Genomic DNA, 16,913 nt, shown 5'->3' with positions numbered 1-16,913 from the left:
ACTGCGTCTGTCCGCGCCTTGTCGGGGGCGGCGGGCACTGTCCGTTACCGGCCACTATCGCCAGAGGTTGGACATACAGCACATTTAGGGCGTCCGTTTGCGGGACGGAGGGTGCGCCACAGGTCGCACGCCGGGTGCGCCGGCACCGTACGGAACTTCCACCCCGTACGGCGCCGGCGCGGCGGTCAGCGCACTCCGGCCAGGCGTCCCGTCGGCAGGGTGCGGCGCGTCTGGGTGCCCGGCGTCCGGAACGCCACCTGGACCGTTCCCGTCGGGGAGAGCGCGATGAGGAGGTTGGCGGACATGGCGGAGGCTAGGCGTTCGAGGAGCGGGAGGGTGGGGACGGCCCTGCCTCGTTCGAGGCGGGAGAGGGCGCCCTGGCTCATGCCGGCCTGGGCGGCGAGACGCTCCTGGGTGAGGCCCAGTTCTACGCGGCGGGCCTTGACCGCGGCGCCGAGGGGGGTGCCGAGGCAGTCCCAGCCGGAGTCGGCGCGGGTGGCGTGCTGGATACGTGGTTCTTCGGTCTGGACGACCATGTTTCTTCATCTCCCCGTGGTGACGGCGCCGAAGCAGTGAGCGCCGATGCCCAGGGGACACCCTCGACGCGGGGGGTGGTTCCTCGTTTGGGCAAATCTTGAGGTTCACCGGAGGGAACCATTCCGGAGGGGGTTTATACCGAGGAAGGCATACACCTCCAAGATGTGAACCAGGTCACATTATTCGGCTCAGACATAGGGGTAAATCGGCGATAAAGCCAACAACTCCACCACCCCCGTCGACACTATGGGCGTTTTGCCGAGCGCCCCCGACGCCCTGTCAACCCCTCCCCCAACTCCCCTCCCGCACAACCCGGTTGTCACCCCGCCCGCCCTCCGGCCAACCTTCACCTCGCCACGGCGCCGGGCCCTGCGACCCGGACCACCGCCGCCGGTGAACCGCTCATCGAAGGGAACCGATTCCGTGCGGAAGATCGCCAGCTCCGTCATCGCGTCCGCCATCCTCGCCGGCGGTGTCGTGGCCGTCTCGGCGGGCACCGCCTCCGCCGCCTGCCCGCCCGACGCGGGCACCCGGTACACGATCACCAACAAGTCGACGGTCCGTCAGTCCTCGAACCTGCACAGCGACTGGATGTACGACAACCTCGGCGGCACCCTCACGTACAACAAGACGACGACGGCGGCCGTCAACGCGAGCGGCACCGCGACCCTCGGCACCGAGGCCGGTGTCATCTTCGCCAAGGCAAGCGCCTCGTTCAGCGTCACGGTCGGCAAGACCTGGACCAAGTCGAGCAGCTGGTCGTACACGATCCCGGCGAAGAACAAGGCGGGCAAGACCAAGGTCCGCATGACGATGTTCCACGAGTCGAAGAAGTTCCTCGCGTCGAAGTACGCGTACCACTACGACGCGCACTGCAAGTACATCGAGAAGAAGCTCTGGTCGAAGTGGATCACCGCGCCGGTGAAGAAGGACAGCAACGTCTGGGGCCTTGAGTGGAAGTAGTCCTGACGGGACAGTGAAGTGAGACGGCTCGCCGGTGAGGTCACCGGCGAGCCGTCAACGTTTCACCAGCCACGCTTCACCGGTCTCGACCATTGCCGTACGACAATCCGATCAACGCCGCGTTTCCGCAGGCCACACGGGGTGCACGCATCGTTGACGGCGGCTTCCGCGCCCTGGTACACCGTCCGACAACCGGTCCCTGTGCGAGTCGTGTGAAGCGAGGTCATGTGCGATGAACCGACCCGGGCGCCTTCTGACGGCCGCCACCCTCACCGCGTCCCTGCTCCTGCCCGCAGTACCTGAGGCATACGCGAAGGACGATACGAAAGTACTCACCATCGCCGTCGCCCAGAGCGTCGACTCCCTGAGCCCCTTCCTCGCCACCCGCCTCGTCAGCACCAGCCTCCTGCGCCTCACGTACCAGTACCTGACGGACTACGACCCCGCCGACGCGCACGCGATCCCGGGCCTGGCGACCAAGTGGTCCTCCTCCCCCGACAAGCTGACGTGGACGTACACGATCCGCTCGGACGCCAAGTGGTCGGACGGCGAGCGGGTCACCGCCGAGGACGCGGCATGGACGTTCACGAAGATGATGACGGACCCCAAGGCGGCCACCGCGAACGGGAGTTACGTCACGAACTTTGCGCAGGTGACGGCCCCGACGCCGACCGAGCTGGTCGTCAGACTGAAGAGTCCGCAGGCGACGATGACCGCCCTGGACATGCCGATCGTCCCCAAGCACGTGTGGGAGAAGGTCGGCGACTTCTCGAAGTTCAACAACGACAAGTCGTTCCCGATCGTCGGCGACGGCCCGTTCGTCATCACGGACTACAAGGCCGACAGCTACGTCCGCCTCAAGGCGAACAAGGACTTCTGGCGGGGCGCCCCGAAGTTCGACGAGCTCCTCCTCAAGTACTACAAGGACGGTGACGCGGCGGTCGCGGCGCTCCAGAAGGGTGAGGTCTCCTTCGTCAACAACCTCACCCCGGCGCAGGCGAAGTCGCTCTCCACCCAGAAGAACATCAAGGTCAACGACGCGCCCGGCCGCCGCTTCTACGCCCTCGCCGTCAACCCCGGCGCCCGCGCGAAGGACGGCACCCGCTTCGGCGACGGCCACCCCTCCCTCCTCGACCAGCGCGTCCGCCAGGCCCTCTTCCGCGCGGTGGACCGCACGGCGCTGATCGACAAGGTCTTCCAGGGCCATGCCGTGGAGGGAGAGGGCTACATCCCGCCCCGCTTCATCGAGTACTACTGGAAACCCTCCCCCGCCCAGAAACTCTTCTACGCCCCGGAGCGCGCCGCCCAACTCCTCGACCAGGCGGGCTACAAGAAGAACGCGGACGGCCGCCGCCTCGGCAAGGACGGCAAGCCGATCACGTACCGCATCCTCTGCCACGCGACGGACCCCAATGACAAGGCAGTCGGCCAGTACCTCAAGGAGTGGTGGGACAAGCTCGGCATCGGCGTCCGTCTCGACTGCCTGGACAACGTCACCGACCCCTGGCTCGCCGGCACCTACGACCTCGCCTTCGACGGCTGGTCGGTCAACCCGGACCCGGACTACGTCCTCTCCATCCACACCTGCGCGGCCCTGCCCGCGACCCCCAAGGACACCGGCGCGACCGACAACTTCATCTGCGACAAGCAGTACGACGCCCTGTACGCACGGCAGTTGGCCGAGTACGACCCGGCCAAGCGCGCCGACCTGGTGAGGCAGATGGAGTCGCGGCTGTACGACCTGGCGTACATGAACGTCATGGCGTACCAGAACTCCGTGGAGGCGTACCGCACCGACCAGATCGCCTCCATCGAGACGATGCCGAAGGCCGCCGGGAACATCTACGGGCAGGACGGGTACTGGAGTTGGTGGTCGGCGGTGCCGGCTGCGTCGTCCGGCACGTCCTCGTCGGGGATGTCCGGCGGGGCGATCGCCGGGATCGTCGCCGGGGCCGTGCTGCTGGCCGGGGCCGGGGTGTTCCTCGGGCTGCGGCGGCGCGCGGGGGCGGAGGACCGGGAGTGAGCGACACGGTTGCCGTCGTCGTCGGGGAGGCGCGCAGACCAAGGGCGTCGAGCGGGTATCTCCGGTACGGCGCGGGCAAGGTGGGCGGGGCGGTCGTCTCGCTGCTCGCCGTACTGGTCACCGGGTTCTTCCTGTTCCGGCTGATCCCGGGCGACCCGGTGAAGACGATGACCGGGGGCCGGCCGGTGTCGGCGGAGCAACTCGCGCAGTACCGCAGGGAGTTCGGGCTCGACCTGCCGGTGTGGCGGCAGTTCACGGACTACTGCGGCAAGGCGCTGACCGGTGACCTCGGGACGTCGTACCAGTTCCGGACGCCGGTCGTCGACAAGATCGGCGAGGCCCTGCCGAACACGCTGCTGCTCACGGGGACGGCGTTCATCCTCTACACGGTCCTCGGCATCGCCCTCGGCACCCGCTCCGCCTGGCGGCACGGCGGACTCGGCGACCGCTTCAACACCGGTCTGGCGCTGGTCCTTTACTCGGTGCCGTCGTTCTGGCTGGGGCTGCTGCTGATCATCGTCTTCGCGGTCGGGGCGGGTCCGATCCCGGGCCTGTTTCCGACCGGCGGGATGGAGACGGGCGGTGAGGAGGGGTTCGCGTATGTCCTGGACGTGGCCCACCACTTGGTGCTGCCCGTCGTCACGCTCGTCGCCGTCGAGTACGGGCAGACGCTGCTCGTGACGCGGTCCGCGCTGCTCGACGAGATGGGCAGCGACTACCTGACGACCGCGCGGGCCAAGGGACTTCGGGACGCGGTCGTCCGGCGCCGCCATGCCGTGCCGAACGCGCTGCTGCCGACGGTGACCCTCGTCTTCGTCAACCTCGGCCGGACCGTCGCCGGGGTGATCCTGGTCGAGACGGTGTTCTCCTGGCCGGGCCTCGGCGGGCTCTTCTACCAGGCGCTCAGCGTCCCCGATCTCCCCCTGGTCCAGGGCCTGTTCCTCTTCTTCGCCTCGGCGGTGATCGTCATGAACACCGTCGCCGACCTCGTCTATCCGCTGCTCGACCCGAGGGTGGCCGCCCGATGACGACCATGGCCTGGCAGCGGCGACGCCTCGGCGCCGTACGCTTCTGGAACACCTACCGCACGCACCGCGCGGGCCTGTTGGGGCTCGCCGCCCTGATCGCGTTCGCGCTCGTCGCCCTCACCGCTCCCCTGACCGTCGGCGCGGACGTCACCGGCGTGACCGACGCCCCCGGGCAGCCCCTGGAGAGCCCGAGCGGCGAGTTCTGGCTCGGCACCGACCGCTACGGCCGCGATCTGCTCGGCCTCGTGCTCTGGGGCTCGCGGGTGTCGCTGCTCGTCGGGCTGCTCGCGGCGGTCCTCTCGGTGACCATCGGCACGCTGATCGGGGTGACCGCCGGGCACTTCAAGGGCGCGTACGCGACCGTCGCGATGCGGGTCACCGACTGGTTCCTCGTGATGCCGGCGCTGGTCCTCGCGATCGCCCTCGCGACCGTCCTGTCCCGGTCCCTCGGGACGGTGATCCTCGCGATCGGGGTGACCTCCTGGCCGACGACGGCCCGTCTCGTGCGCGCGCAGACGCTGGCGGTCGAGTCACGGCCGTACATCGAGCGCGCCACCGCGCTCGGCGGGGGGCACGGGCACATCATGGTCCGGCACGTCCTGCCCAACGTCATGCCGCTGGTGCTCGCGCAGACGACGCTCATGGTGTCGTCCTCGATCCTCGCGGAGGCGACCCTCGCGTTCCTCGGACTGGGAGATCCAACTGTCGTGTCCTGGGGCGGACTTCTCCAAGAGGCCCGGGAGGCCGGCGCGGTGAGTGCGGGCGACTGGTGGTACCTCGTGCCGCCCGGCATCGCCATCGCCGTCGTCGCGCTGGCGTTCACGCTGTGCGGGCGCGCGGTCGAGTCCGTGCTCAATCCCCGGCTGGGGGTGGGGCGTTGAGCGTCCTTGAGGTACGGGATCTGCGGGTGACGTACGCGGGTGGGTTCGCGGCGGTGCGGGGCGTCGACCTTGATCTGACGCCTGGTCAGAAGCTGGGCGTGGCCGGGGAGTCGGGGTGCGGGAAGTCGACCCTCGCCCTTGCGCTGCTGCGGTTGCTGCCTGCCGGGACACGGGTCGAGGGGCGGATCCTGCTGGACGGTGAGGATGTTCTCGCGATGCACTGGGGGCGGCTGCGGGCCGTCCGTTGGGCCGGGGCGTCCATCGTCTTCCAGGGCGCTATGCACTCCCTCAATCCCGTTCACCGCGTGTCCGACCAGATCGCCGAGCCGATCGTCCTGCACAGCGGGGTGACGCCAACTGCCGCTCGGCGCAAGGCCGGTGAGCTGCTGGAGCAGGTCGGGCTGCCTTCCGCGCGCGGACGCTCGTACCCCCACGAACTCTCCGGTGGGCAGCGCCAACGCGTGATGATCGCGATGGCCCTCGCGTGCGCGCCGGACCTGATCATCGCCGACGAGCCGACCACGGCGTTGGATGTCATGGTCCAGGCTCAAATCCTGCGGCTGATCGAGGGGTTGGTGGCCGAGGAGGACCTCAGCCTCATCATGATCAGCCACGATCTGGCGGTCCTCGCGGAGACGTGCGACCGGCTTGCCGTGATGTACGCGGGGCGGGTGGTGGAGGAGGGTCCGGCTCGGGAGGTCTTCGAGGGGGCTCGGCATCCGTACGCCCGGGCTCTCGCGTCGGCGTTCCCCCGGGTCGGCGACCCGGCGGCTCGGTTCGCGCCGCGGGGGTTGCCGGGGGATCCGCCGGATCCTTCCGACCTGCCGGGTGGGTGTGCGTTTCATCCTCGGTGCGGGGTGGCGTTGGAGGTTTGTGGGCGGGAGGACCAGGTGTTGCGGGGGGCGGGGGTGGGGCGGGTGGCTGCTTGTGTGCGGGTGGGAGAGGGGCGGTGAGGGGGGCGGTCGACGTCGGCCGTTGTTCGCGCGGGGTGCGGGTGACGGCTGTCCGCGAGCGGGGGCGGGGAGTGCCGGGTGCGCGCCCCTCACGAACCGCGTGGGGTCGGTCGGGGGTGCGGGGCACCAGCCCCACACGAACCGGGCCCGGAGACGCCCGGCGCCCCGTGGTGACCGGCGCCGAGGGGCGTGCTCCGCGGGCCGTGAGCCGTGCGCGAGGCAGCCGTCCGGCGCGAGCGCCCCTGAGGCAGCCGCCGCCTGTGCCCTTCTCTCGTCCCCACGCAAGGAGCCTCCCGTGGCCCTCCTGACCGCCGATTCCCTCCACGTCACCTTCCCCGGGCGCCGGGGCGGGCCACCCGTACGGGCCGTCGACGGTGTCGAGTTGGCCGTCCACGCCGGTGAAGTCGTCGCTCTCGTCGGCGAGTCGGGGTGCGGGAAGACGACCCTCGCGCGCGCCCTGCTCGGGCTGGTCCGGCCCAGTGCCGGGCAGGTCACCTTCGCCGGGGCGCCGCTGGCGTACAACTCCCGTGCGCTGAAGGCGTATCGGCGCAAGGCACAGCTCGTGCTCCAGGATCCGAGCGGGTCGTTGAACCCCCGGCACACCGTCTACGACGCGGTCGCCGAAGGCCTGCGCATCCACGGGTACGGCGGTGACGAACGCGCCGCCGTGTCGGGGGCCTTGTCGCGGGCCGGGTTGCGGCCTCCCGAGCGGTTCTTCCTGCGCTACCCGCACGAACTGTCCGGCGGCCAGCGTCAACGGGTCGTCATCGCCGGGGCGTTGGTCCTGGAGCCGGAACTCCTGGTGGCCGACGAGCCGGTGGCTTCCCTCGACGCCTCCGTACGCGGCGAGATCCTCGCTCTCCTGCTGCGCCTGCGCCAGGAGTTGGGCCTCGCGGCCCTCGTCGTCACCCACGACCTCGGCCTCGCCTGGAACATCGCCGACCGGGTCGCGGTGATGTACCTCGGCCGGATCGTGGAGACGGGGACGGTGGAGGAGGTCCTGACGACGCCCCGACACCCGTACACCCAGGCCCTGTTGTCGGTCCTCCCCGACGCGCCCGGCACCCCCGTCGTCCTCACCGGCGAGCCCCCGGACCCGTCCCGCATCCCGGGCGGCTGCCGGTTCCGGGTGCGGTGCCCGGTGCTGGCGAGCGGGGAGGCGGAGCGGGCGGGGGTGGCGGGGAGGTGCCGGACGGAGGATCCGGGGGTGTTGGGGGCTGCGGGGGAGGCGCAGGTGGCGTGCCACTGGGCGTCCCCGTGAACCCGGCCCGCGACAAGGCCCCGTACGGAAGCACCCCCGAAAACGCCGGTTCCCGGCGCCTGGAACTCCAGGTGCCGGGAACCGGTCGGGTCAAAGAACTACGCCGCGTGGACGATGTCCTTCTCCTCGGCGAAGTGGCACGCCGAGTCGTGCGCGGCCGGGGTGTCCTCGCCCTGGAAGCGCTCGGGTATCGCGAGGAGCGGTATCTCCTCGGCGCACTTGTCCTGGGCCTTCCAGCAGCGGGTGCGGAAACGGCACCCGGAGGGCGGGTTGGCCGGGGACGGGACGTCGCCGACGAGGATGATCCGCTCGCGGTTCTCGCGGGCCTCGGGGTCCGGGACGGGAACCGCCGAGAGGAGCGCCTGCGTGTACGGGTGCGTCGGGTGCTCGTAGATCTGCTCGTCGGTGCCGATCTCGGCGAGCTTGCCGAGGTACATGACGCCGACGCGGTCCGAGATGTGCCGGACGATCGACAGGTCGTGCGCGATGAAGATGTAGGACAGGTCGAACTCGTCCTGCAAGCCCTCCATCAGGTTGATGACCTGCGCCTGCACGGAGACGTCCAGCGCGGAGACCGGCTCGTCGCAGATGATGACCTCGGGGTTGAGGGCGAGTCCGCGGGCGATGCCGATGCGCTGCCGCTGGCCACCGGAGAACTGGTGGGGGTAGCGGTTGATGTACTCCGGGTTGAGGCCGACGACGTCGAGCAGCTCCTTGACCCGCTGGCGCCGGTCACCCTTGGGAGCCACCTCGGGGTGGATGTCGTACGGCTCCCCGATGATGTCGCCGACCGTCATCCGCGGGTTCAGCGAGGTGTACGGGTCCTGGAAGATCATCTGGATGTTCCGGCGGACGGCCTTGAGGGCCTTGCCGGACAGCCGGGTGATGTCCTCGCCCTTGTAGAAGACCTCGCCGGACGTCGCGCGCTCCAGGTTCATCAGGAGCTTGGCGACGGTCGACTTGCCGCAGCCGGACTCGCCCACGATGCCGAGCGTCTCGCCCTTGTAGAGGTCGAAGGAGACCCCGTCGACGGCCTTGACGGCGCCGACCTGGCGTTTGATGACGATGCCCTGCGTCAGGGGGAAGTGCTTGACGAGGTTGCGCACCTGGAGGATGGGTTCCCCCCGGTCCGCCGGAGCCGCCTCCTTGGACACGGAGACGTCCGGCTTGACGTCCTCGGGCTCGGTGGCCTTGGTCGTCTCAGCCATGGATCGTCTCCTTCCAGAAGTGGCACGCGCTGGCGCGGCCGGGCAGTTCCGTACCGTCCCGCTCGGTCACCGGGACGAGCGGCGGCAGCTCCGTACGGCAGATGTCCTGCGCCCGCTCGCAGCGCGGGTTGAAGGCGCAGCCCTGCGGGACCTTGAGCAGGTTGGGCGGCAGGCCCTTGATCGCGTACAGCTCCTGGCCCTTCTGGTCCAGGCGCGGGATCGAGTCGAGCAGACCCCGGGTGTACGGGTGGGCGGGGCGCTTGTACAGCTCGTGCACCGGCGCCGTCTCCACGATCCGGCCCGCGTACATCACGGCGATCTTGTCGGCGACGTCCGCGACGACCCCGAGGTCGTGGGTGATGAGGATGAGCCCCATCTGGTACTCGCGCTGGAGCTCCGCGAGCAGGTCCATGACCTGGGCCTGGACGGTCACGTCGAGGGCCGTGGTGGGCTCGTCGGCGATGATCAGGTCCGGTTCGAGGGCGAGCGCCATGGCGATCATGATGCGCTGGCGCATACCGCCGGAGAACTGGTGGGGGTAGTCGTTGACGCGAGCCGCGGCGGCCGGGATCTTCACCCGGTCCATCAGCTCGATCGACTTCGCCTTGGCGTCCTTGCGGGACATCCCCTGGTGGACGCGGAACATCTCACCGAGCTGGAAGCCCACGCTGAGCACGGGGTTGAGCGAGGAGAGCGCGTCCTGGAAGATCATCGCGATGCGGGCACCGCGCAGCTTGCGCCGCTCCTCCTCGGGCATGACCAGCATGTCCTGGCCCTTGAAGCGGATCTCGCCCTGGGGGATGCTGGCCGGCGGCATGTCGAGGATGCCCATGATCGCCTGAGCCGTCACGGACTTGCCCGAACCGGACTCGCCGAGCACGGCGAGCGTCTCTCCGGACTTCACCGAGTAGTTGACCCCGTTGACGGCGCGGACGACGCCCTCACGGGTCTTGAACTCGACATGCAGGTCACGTACTTCGAGCAGCGGGCTGTCACTGCTCTGGCCGTCCCGGGGAGCCGGGACTGCGTCCGTCGTATCGATGGTGGTCACGTACGCCTCCCTAGCGCATCTTGGGGTCGAAGGCGTCGCGCACCACGTCGCCGAGCATGATGAACGCCAGCACGGTGATGCTGAGGAATCCGGCCGGGAACAACAGGGCGTGCGGCGAGGTGAGGAACCGGTCCTGCGCGTCGGAGATCATCAGGCCCCAGGAGATGTTGGGGGCCTGGATGCCGATACCGAGGTAGGACAGGGCGGCCTCGGCGGAGATGTAGACGCCGAGGTTCATCGTCGTGATGACGATGACGGGGGCGAGCGTGTTCGGCAGGATGTGCCGGAACGCGATCCGGTTCGAGTCGGCGCCGAGTGCCCGCGCCGCCGCGACGTAGTCGTGGTACTTGTTCGCGATGACCTCGCCGCGCATGATCCGGAAGACCTGTGGCCAGCCGAGGATCGCCATGATGAACGAGACGCCCCAGACGTTGCCCGCGTTGAAGATCGACATGATCAGCAGACCGCCGATGATCAGCGGCAGGGAGGCGAAGATCTCGGTGATGCGGGAGACGACCGAGTCGACCCAGCCGCCGATCAGACCGGCGAGCATCCCGAGGAGGCCGCCGACCAGGGTGGTGGCGAGGGTGGTGAGGACGCCGACCACGATCGAGGTGCGGGTACCGAAGACCGTGCGGGTGTAGATGTCGCAGCCCTGGACGTCGTAGCCGAACCAGTGCCCGGAGGACGGCCCGCTCATGGAGTTGTCCAGCTGGCAGAAGCCGTCGGACAGCGGCGAGCGAGAGGTGAAGAGGCCGGGAGCGACCGCCAGCGCGAGCAGGGCCACGATGATGATCATGGTGACGATGAACATGGGCCGCTTGCGCAGATCCGCCCAGCCGTCGCGCAGGAGGCTGGCCTGACGGGCCGCCGCCTTCTCCTCCGCCTCCAACTCCTTGGCCAGCGCGGCCTCATCGGGGACAGAGGGCTTCTCTATCGTCTTCTCACTCATAGCGGATCCTCGGGTCGAGCACGGCGTACAGCAGGTCTACGAGGAGGTTGGCCACCAGGTAGATCAGGACGAGCAGGGTCACCAGACCGACCACGACGGGCCGTTCGCGCAGGTACACGGACTGGGCGATCTGGCCGCCGAGACCGGGCAGGTTGAACACGCGCTCGGTGATGATGGCGCCGCCCATCAGGGCTCCGAGGTCCATGCCGAGGAAGGTGACGACCGGGATCAGCGAGTTGCGCAGCGCGTGCACGCCGATGACCCGGCGCCGGGGCAGCCCCTTGGCGACCGCGGTGCGCACGTAGTCGGCGCGGATCGTCTCGCCCATGCTCGTGCGGGTGAGGCGGGCGATGTAGGCCATGGAGGTCGAGGCCAGGACGATGGCGGGCAGGATGTAGCTCTGCGGCCAGCCCTGCTCGATGCCGGCGACCGGTGTGATCTTGAGGTTCACACCGAGTTCCAGCTGGAGCACGCTACCGAGGACGAAGACGGGGATGGAGATCAGGACCAGCGTGGAGATCAGCACCACGTTGTCGATGAACCTCCCCTTCTTCAGCGCCGAGAAGATACCCGCGACGATGCCGATGACGGCCTCGATGGCGAACGACGTGAGGGCGAGCTTCAGCGTGACGGGGAACCGCTCGGAGACGATGTCCGAGATCTCGCGGCCGTTGTACGTCTGGCCGAGGTCACCGGTGAAGACGCCGCTGATGTAGTGCCAGTACTGCTGGTAGAGCGGTTCGTTGAGGTGGTACTGCTCTCTCAGCATCGCCGCGATGTTGGGGTCGGCGCGCTTCTCGCCGGCCAGGGCCTGGATCGGGTCGCCGGGCAAAGCGAAGACCAGGCAAAAGATGATGAACGTGACGCCTATCAGCACAGGGATTGCCTGTAGCAGGCGTCGCGCCGCATATCGGCCCATGGGTACTCCAGAGGGGGGTTGCTGTATCCGTCCGAGGCCGGGGGCACGGCTCGTCAGGACGGGAGACGGCAGACGGGGTGAGCAGGAGAAGGACCCGCCTCCCCCTGCTCACCCTGGTCCGCGCTGGTCGGAAACCGCTCAGTTGCGTACTAGCTGAGCTGGACCGAGTCCCACAGGACGTTGTGACCGGCGACCTTGACCGACTTGATCTTGTCGCTGAAGCCGGCGTTCATCTTGTAGAAGTAGATCGGGATGTACGGCATCTCGTCGAGCAGGATGTCGTCCGCAGCCTGGTACTTCTTGATGGCGTCGGCCGGCGTCGGCGCCTGGTCGCCCTCGACGAGCAGCTTGTCGAAGGCCGGGTTCGAGTAGCCGGCGTAGTTCGAGCCGTTGGCGATGGCGTCCGTGGAGAAGATCGGACGGAGGTAGTTCTCCATGTCCGGGTAGTCCATGTTCCAGCCCATGCGGAACGCGCCCTGGTACTTCTTCGCGTCCAGGTCGTTCAGGATGGTCTGGAACTGCTCGAACGGCTTGGCCGTGACCTTGATGCCCAGGTTCTGCTGGATCTGGTTCGCGACCGCGGTGACCCACGCCTTGTGGTCGCCGTCGGCGTTGTAGCCGAGCTCCAGGGTGTTGCCGGGGATGCCGCCGCTGGTCTTGTACAGCGCCTTGGCCTTGGCCGGGTCGAGCGTGCACGCGTCGCCGCAGGCGCCCTGGCGGTAGCCGTCGATGATCGGGCTGATGAAGTCGTCTGCCGGCATACGCGCGCCGAGGAAGATCTTGTCGGCGATCGCCTTCCGGTCGATCGACATCGAGATCGCCTTGCGGAGGTCCTTGTTCTGGAAGAGCTTGTTGTACTTCAGCGGGAAGCCGATGTAACCGACGCCGGAGTCGGACTCGTCGAGCGTGCGGCCCGGGAGGTCCTTCTTGTACGTCGGCAGACCCGAGTTCGGGACCGTGAGGTCGAGGTCGAGGTTGCCGGCGACCAGGTCCTTGTAGGCGGTGTCGGCGTTCGAGTAGATCTTGAAGTCGATGCCCTTGACCGCGTACTTCGACGCGTCCGGGTACTTGTCGTACTTCTTGAGCGTGATCGACTCGTTGTGCTTGACCTTGCCGTCCATCATGTACGGCCCGTTGCCGATGGGGGCCTCGCCGAACGCCTTCGGGTCCTTGAAGAACGCCTGGGGCAGCGGAGCGAACGCGGTGTACGACAGCTGCGCGCGGAACGCGGAGAACGCACCGGTGAGGGTGACCTGGAACGTGTTCTCGTCGATGACCTTGAGGCCGGACAGCTTGTCGGTCGCGGGCTTCTTGCCCTCGCCCGGGTTCAGCGCGGTCCAACCCTCGATGTGGTTGAACAGCGGGTTGGTCTGCTGCGCGTTCTGCTGGTTGGCGCCGTAGTTCCAGGCGTCGACGTAGGACTGGGCCGTGACCTTCTCACCATTGTGGAAGGTGTAGCCCGGCTTCAGCTTGAACGTCCAGACCTTGTTGTCCTTGGTCTCGATCGAGGCCGCCATGTCGTCGACGACCTTGTTGTCGGCGTCGAGCTTGGTCAGACCCGTGAAGAGGGCGTGGATGACCTGGGCGCCCTCGGTCTCGTACGTGTTGCTCGGAACAAGGCCGTTCTGCGGCTCGCCGATCTGCATCGAGACGATGCCGTCGTTCTTGCCGGAGCCGCCGCTGTCACCGCCGCCGCCACAGGCCGTCGCGCCGAGTACCACAACCGTGGCTATGGCCACCCACTTGGCGCTCTTGGCACCGCGCATGGGTTCCTCCTCATGAGTCCCTAGGTTCACCGCATAGAAGAGCACAAGACATCGCACCGTCACCGATGTCGGTAAGAGTCGAGTGCCCCCTGCGCTCGCGAGCCGACGCCACCTGAAGACGTGGACCCGTAGTTCCGAGCTCTACGCGCCTAACTATCTGCCATCACCCATGGCCGAACCACACCCGCAAGGTCTCGGTTCGATCACACCTGCGGCCTACTTCTTCCAAAATCCGGACAAAGCACTAGGTGAAAGATCCCTGCGAAACGGACTTGTTACACAACTATCGACGATAGGTGTCCGGATAGCGGACGCTGGCGCAAAAAAATCATTTGCCAACAAGTGCGGAGATAGTTCCTCAACGCACTGGGCAGAACAAAACGTGACGTTCCCCGACAGGTGACCCGTCGTCCTCGCCACGATAGCGCCGCGCCGCCCCCCGATGCGATCGCTCCGTGTAACCCCGCCCAGGTCGTAGGGAAAACCCTGTACGCACAAGGACCGGATCCCTCGAAAGGAACCCGGCCCTCATCACTCTCTTCTTACTGCACGCGTCAGCAGTACCCGTTCTTCGCGGCCCGCTTCGCCGTACCCGCCGCGGGGTTCTCGGTGCACTTCACGGCACCCTCGGCGTCGACGCTCCAGCTGTGTCCCTTGCCGTAGCCGACGCTTCCCCAGCCCGTCCCCCGGGAGTTGCAGGTCTTGGCCGTGTAGTAGCCGGTGACGCTCTTCACTCCGCTGAAGATCGCGTACGTCCCCGGCCGGTTGAAGTTGAACGTGATCGTCTCGCTCGTCTCCTTGGTCTTCTCCCCCGCGCGCGTCAACGTCCCCGACACGTTGGCGTCCAGGCTGGAGATCACCCAGCTCGCCGAGTAGTTGACACCAGTGGTGATCTCCCGGCCGGACGTCACGGTCTTCCGGTACGTCGCGGTCTTGGAGTACGTGCCGGTCGAATCCGCCGCGATGCTGACCTGCTTGGCGTGCGTAATGACCCAGCCCTGGCTGACGCTGGTCCACTTGGCGCTCTTGTAACCCGGCTCACAGACGAGCGGAGCGGCGTTCGCGGCGGTGGCCGGGCCCAGCACGACCGTGGCGGCGACGAACCCTGTGATGCCGGCGACGGACAGCAGCTTCTTCATGAAGTCCCCCATCTCCATACGGACGGTCCTGGTGAGGAACCGTGCGAGGAAATCAGCAGCGGGACTCCGGGGATTTCGTGGCACTTGAGCGAGATCTGAGAGTCGAGAACCGGTGCCCGGCTTTCCCGGCCCCCGCCCGCCCCTCCGCAGGCACCCCGTCCCCGAGCCCCGTACGATGGGGTGAGGCCGTGGCATGTGACCGCCCGGCAGGGTCCGCGTAACACAGACGTACGCGTCGGCCTCTTCCTCATACTCCGGGAGTACGTCCACTATGGCCACGCGCCACGACATCCGCAATGTCGCCATCGTCGCTCACGTCGACCACGGCAAGACGACCCTGGTCGACGCCATGCTCAAGCAGGCCGGTGCCTTCGCCGCGCACGCCGCCGAGTCGCTCGACGACCGCATGATGGACTCGAACGACCTGGAGCGTGAGAAGGGCATCACGATCCTCGCCAAGAACACGGCGGTGAAGTACCACCCCAAGGACGGGGCGGAGGTCGTGACCATCAACATCATCGACACCCCCGGCCACGCCGACTTCGGCGGCGAGGTCGAGCGCGGCCTGTCGATGGTCGACGCGGTCGTCCTGCTGGTCGACGCCTCCGAGGGCCCGCTCCCGCAGACCCGCTTCGTCCTGCGCAAGGCCCTCCAGGCCAAGCTCCCGGTCATCCTGTGCATCAACAAGACGGACCGCCCGGACTCCCGTATCGACGAGGTCGTCAACGAGGCGTACGACCTCTTCCTCGACCTCGACGCCGACGAGGACCAGATCGAGTTCCCGATCGTCTACGCCTGCGCGCGGGACGGCGTCGCCTCCCTGACCAAGCCGGAGAACGGCACGGTCCCGCAGGACAGCGACAACCTGGAGCCGTTCTTCTCCACGATCCTGTCGCACGTCCCGGCCCCGGAGTACGACGAGGAGGCGCCCCTCCAGGCGCACGTCACGAACCTCGACGCGGACAACTTCCTCGGCCGTATCGCGCTGCTGCGCGTCGAGCAGGGCGAGCTGCGCAAGGGCCAGACCGTCACGTGGATCAAGCGCGACGGCTCGATGACCAACGTGCGCATCACCGAGCTGCTGATGACCGAGGCGCTCACCCGCAAGCCGGCCGAGAAGGCCGGCCCGGGTGACATCTGCGCGGTCGCCGGTATCGGGGACATCATGATCGGCGAGACCCTCGCCGACCCCGAGAACCCGATCCCGCTGCCGCTCATCACGGTGGACGAGCCCGCGATCTCGATGACGATCGGCACGAACACCTCGCCGATGGTCGGCCGCGGCGGCTCCGGCAAGGGCGCCGACGCGAAGGCGGCCGTCAAGGACCGCAAGGTCACCGCCCGTCAGGTCAAGGACCGCCTCGACCGCGAGCTGGTCGGTAACGTCTCGCTGCGCGTCCTGGAGACCGAGCGTCCGGACGCCTGGGAGGTGCAGGGCCGCGGTGAGCTGGCGCTGGCCATCCTGGTCGAGCAGATGCGCCGCGAGGGCTTCGAGCTGACCATCGGCAAGCCGCAGGTCGTCACGAAGGAGGTCGACGGCAAGACGTACGAGCCCGTCGAGCGCATGACGGTCGACGTCCCCGAGGAGCACATGGGCGCGGTCACGCAGCTCATGGGCGTCCGCAAGGGCCGCATGGACAACATGTCCAACCACGGCTCCGGCTGGGTCCGCATGGAGTTCGTCGTCCCCTCGCGCGGCCTGATCGGCTTCCGTACGGAGTTCCTGACCGGGACGCGCGGTACGGGTATCGCGCACTCCATCCACGAGGGCCACGAGCCGTGGTTCGGCACGCTGACGACCCGTAACAACGGCTCGCTGGTCGCCGACCGCGCGGGCGCCGTCACCGCGTTCGCGATGACCAACCTCCAGGAGCGCGGCGTCCTGTTCACCGACCCCGGCACCGAGGTGTACGAGGGCATGATCGTCGGCGAGAACTCGCGCTCCGACGACATGGACGTGAACATCACCAAGGAGAAGAAGCTCACCAACATGCGCTCCTCCTCCGCCGACTCCTTCGAGGCGATCGTCCCGCCGCGCAAGCTGTCGCTGGAGCAGTCCCTGGAGTTCTGCCGCGACGACGAGTGCGTCGAGGTGACCCCGGAGGCGGTCCGCATCCGCAAGGTGGTCCTGGACCAGCGCGACCGCGCTCGTACGGCGAGCCGCGCGAAGCACAACTGACCTGACGCGAAAAGGCCGGTGACCCCCTTCTCGGGGGGCACCGGCCTTTCGCA

At 68.0% G+C, this 16,913-nt stretch carries 14 protein-coding genes; 7 read left to right on the top strand and 7 right to left on the bottom strand.

Annotation, left to right across the window (positions count from 1 at the left end; genetic code table 11):
- Nucleotides 1–185: 185 nt before the first annotated feature.
- Nucleotides 186–536: a helix-turn-helix domain-containing protein gene (locus tag J8M50_RS31180; RefSeq protein ID WP_010350556.1), complete on the bottom strand. Its 351-nt coding sequence runs from the start codon at nt 534–536 to the stop codon at nt 186–188.
- A 424-nt stretch (nt 537–960) separates the two neighbouring features.
- Here J8M50_RS31180 and J8M50_RS31175 point away from each other — a divergent pair, with 424 nt between their 5' ends.
- The 6 genes from J8M50_RS31175 (at nt 961) to J8M50_RS31150 (ending at nt 7,646) form a co-directional block, all read left to right on the top strand.
- Nucleotides 961–1,500: a hypothetical protein gene (locus J8M50_RS31175; RefSeq protein ID WP_010350557.1), complete on the top strand. Its 540-nt coding sequence runs from the start codon at nt 961–963 to the stop codon at nt 1,498–1,500.
- A 232-nt stretch (nt 1,501–1,732) separates the two neighbouring features.
- Nucleotides 1,733–3,523 carry an ABC transporter substrate-binding protein gene (locus tag J8M50_RS31170; RefSeq protein WP_010350558.1) on the top strand — a complete coding sequence of 597 codons (1,791 nt, stop codon included), beginning with the start codon at nt 1,733–1,735 and terminating at the stop codon, nt 3,521–3,523.
- On the top strand, nt 3,520–4,551 hold the full coding sequence (locus tag J8M50_RS31165) for an ABC transporter permease (RefSeq protein WP_010350559.1): 1,032 nt from the start codon (nt 3,520–3,522) through the stop codon (nt 4,549–4,551). The genes J8M50_RS31170 and J8M50_RS31165 overlap by 4 nt, the downstream gene beginning before the upstream one ends.
- On the top strand, nt 4,548–5,432 hold the full coding sequence (locus tag J8M50_RS31160) for an ABC transporter permease (protein ID WP_010350560.1): 885 nt from the start codon (nt 4,548–4,550) through the stop codon (nt 5,430–5,432). Before J8M50_RS31165 ends, J8M50_RS31160 begins: the two co-directional genes overlap by 4 nt.
- Complete coding sequence (locus tag J8M50_RS31155) at nt 5,429–6,385, top strand: ABC transporter ATP-binding protein (protein WP_050987111.1); 957 nt, start codon at nt 5,429–5,431, stop codon at nt 6,383–6,385. The genes J8M50_RS31160 and J8M50_RS31155 overlap by 4 nt, the downstream gene beginning before the upstream one ends.
- A 295-nt stretch (nt 6,386–6,680) precedes the next feature.
- Nucleotides 6,681–7,646: an oligopeptide/dipeptide ABC transporter ATP-binding protein gene (locus J8M50_RS31150; protein WP_010350562.1), complete on the top strand. Its 966-nt coding sequence runs from the start codon at nt 6,681–6,683 to the stop codon at nt 7,644–7,646.
- 98 nt (nt 7,647–7,744) lie between these two features.
- Here the strand turns inward: J8M50_RS31150 and J8M50_RS31145 are convergent, their stop codons facing one another.
- The 6 genes from J8M50_RS31145 to J8M50_RS31120 form a co-directional block, all read right to left on the bottom strand.
- Complete coding sequence (locus J8M50_RS31145) at nt 7,745–8,854, bottom strand: ABC transporter ATP-binding protein (RefSeq protein WP_010350563.1); 1,110 nt, start codon at nt 8,852–8,854, stop codon at nt 7,745–7,747.
- On the bottom strand, nt 8,847–9,905 hold the full coding sequence (locus J8M50_RS31140; protein WP_010350564.1) for an ABC transporter ATP-binding protein: 1,059 nt from the start codon (nt 9,903–9,905) through the stop codon (nt 8,847–8,849). The genes J8M50_RS31145 and J8M50_RS31140 overlap by 8 nt, the downstream gene beginning before the upstream one ends.
- 10 nt (nt 9,906–9,915) lie before the next feature.
- On the bottom strand, nt 9,916–10,857 hold the full coding sequence (locus J8M50_RS31135) for an ABC transporter permease (protein WP_010350565.1): 942 nt from the start codon (nt 10,855–10,857) through the stop codon (nt 9,916–9,918).
- Nucleotides 10,850–11,776, bottom strand: a complete 927-nt coding sequence (locus J8M50_RS31130; RefSeq protein WP_029183391.1) for an ABC transporter permease — start codon at nt 11,774–11,776, stop codon at nt 10,850–10,852. Before J8M50_RS31130 ends, J8M50_RS31135 begins: the two co-directional genes overlap by 8 nt.
- Before the next feature lie 149 nt (nt 11,777–11,925).
- Nucleotides 11,926–13,542 carry a peptide ABC transporter substrate-binding protein gene (locus tag J8M50_RS31125; RefSeq protein ID WP_010350567.1) on the bottom strand — a complete coding sequence of 539 codons (1,617 nt, stop codon included), beginning with the start codon at nt 13,540–13,542 and terminating at the stop codon, nt 11,926–11,928.
- Between the two features lie 554 nt (nt 13,543–14,096).
- Nucleotides 14,097–14,699: a hypothetical protein gene (locus J8M50_RS31120; protein ID WP_010350568.1), complete on the bottom strand. Its 603-nt coding sequence runs from the start codon at nt 14,697–14,699 to the stop codon at nt 14,097–14,099.
- A 253-nt stretch (nt 14,700–14,952) separates the two neighbouring features.
- Between J8M50_RS31120 and typA the strand changes: the two genes are divergently transcribed.
- Nucleotides 14,953–16,860, top strand: coding sequence for a translational GTPase TypA (gene typA / locus J8M50_RS31115; RefSeq protein WP_010350569.1), 1,908 nt, complete (start codon nt 14,953–14,955; stop codon nt 16,858–16,860).
- Nucleotides 16,861–16,913: the final 53 nt, after the last annotated feature.

The sequence above is a fragment of the Streptomyces acidiscabies genome, assembly GCF_020010905.1.
Classification (GTDB): domain Bacteria; phylum Actinomycetota; class Actinomycetes; order Streptomycetales; family Streptomycetaceae; genus Streptomyces; species Streptomyces acidiscabies.
This window is presented reverse-complemented; position numbering and strand designations above follow the sequence as displayed.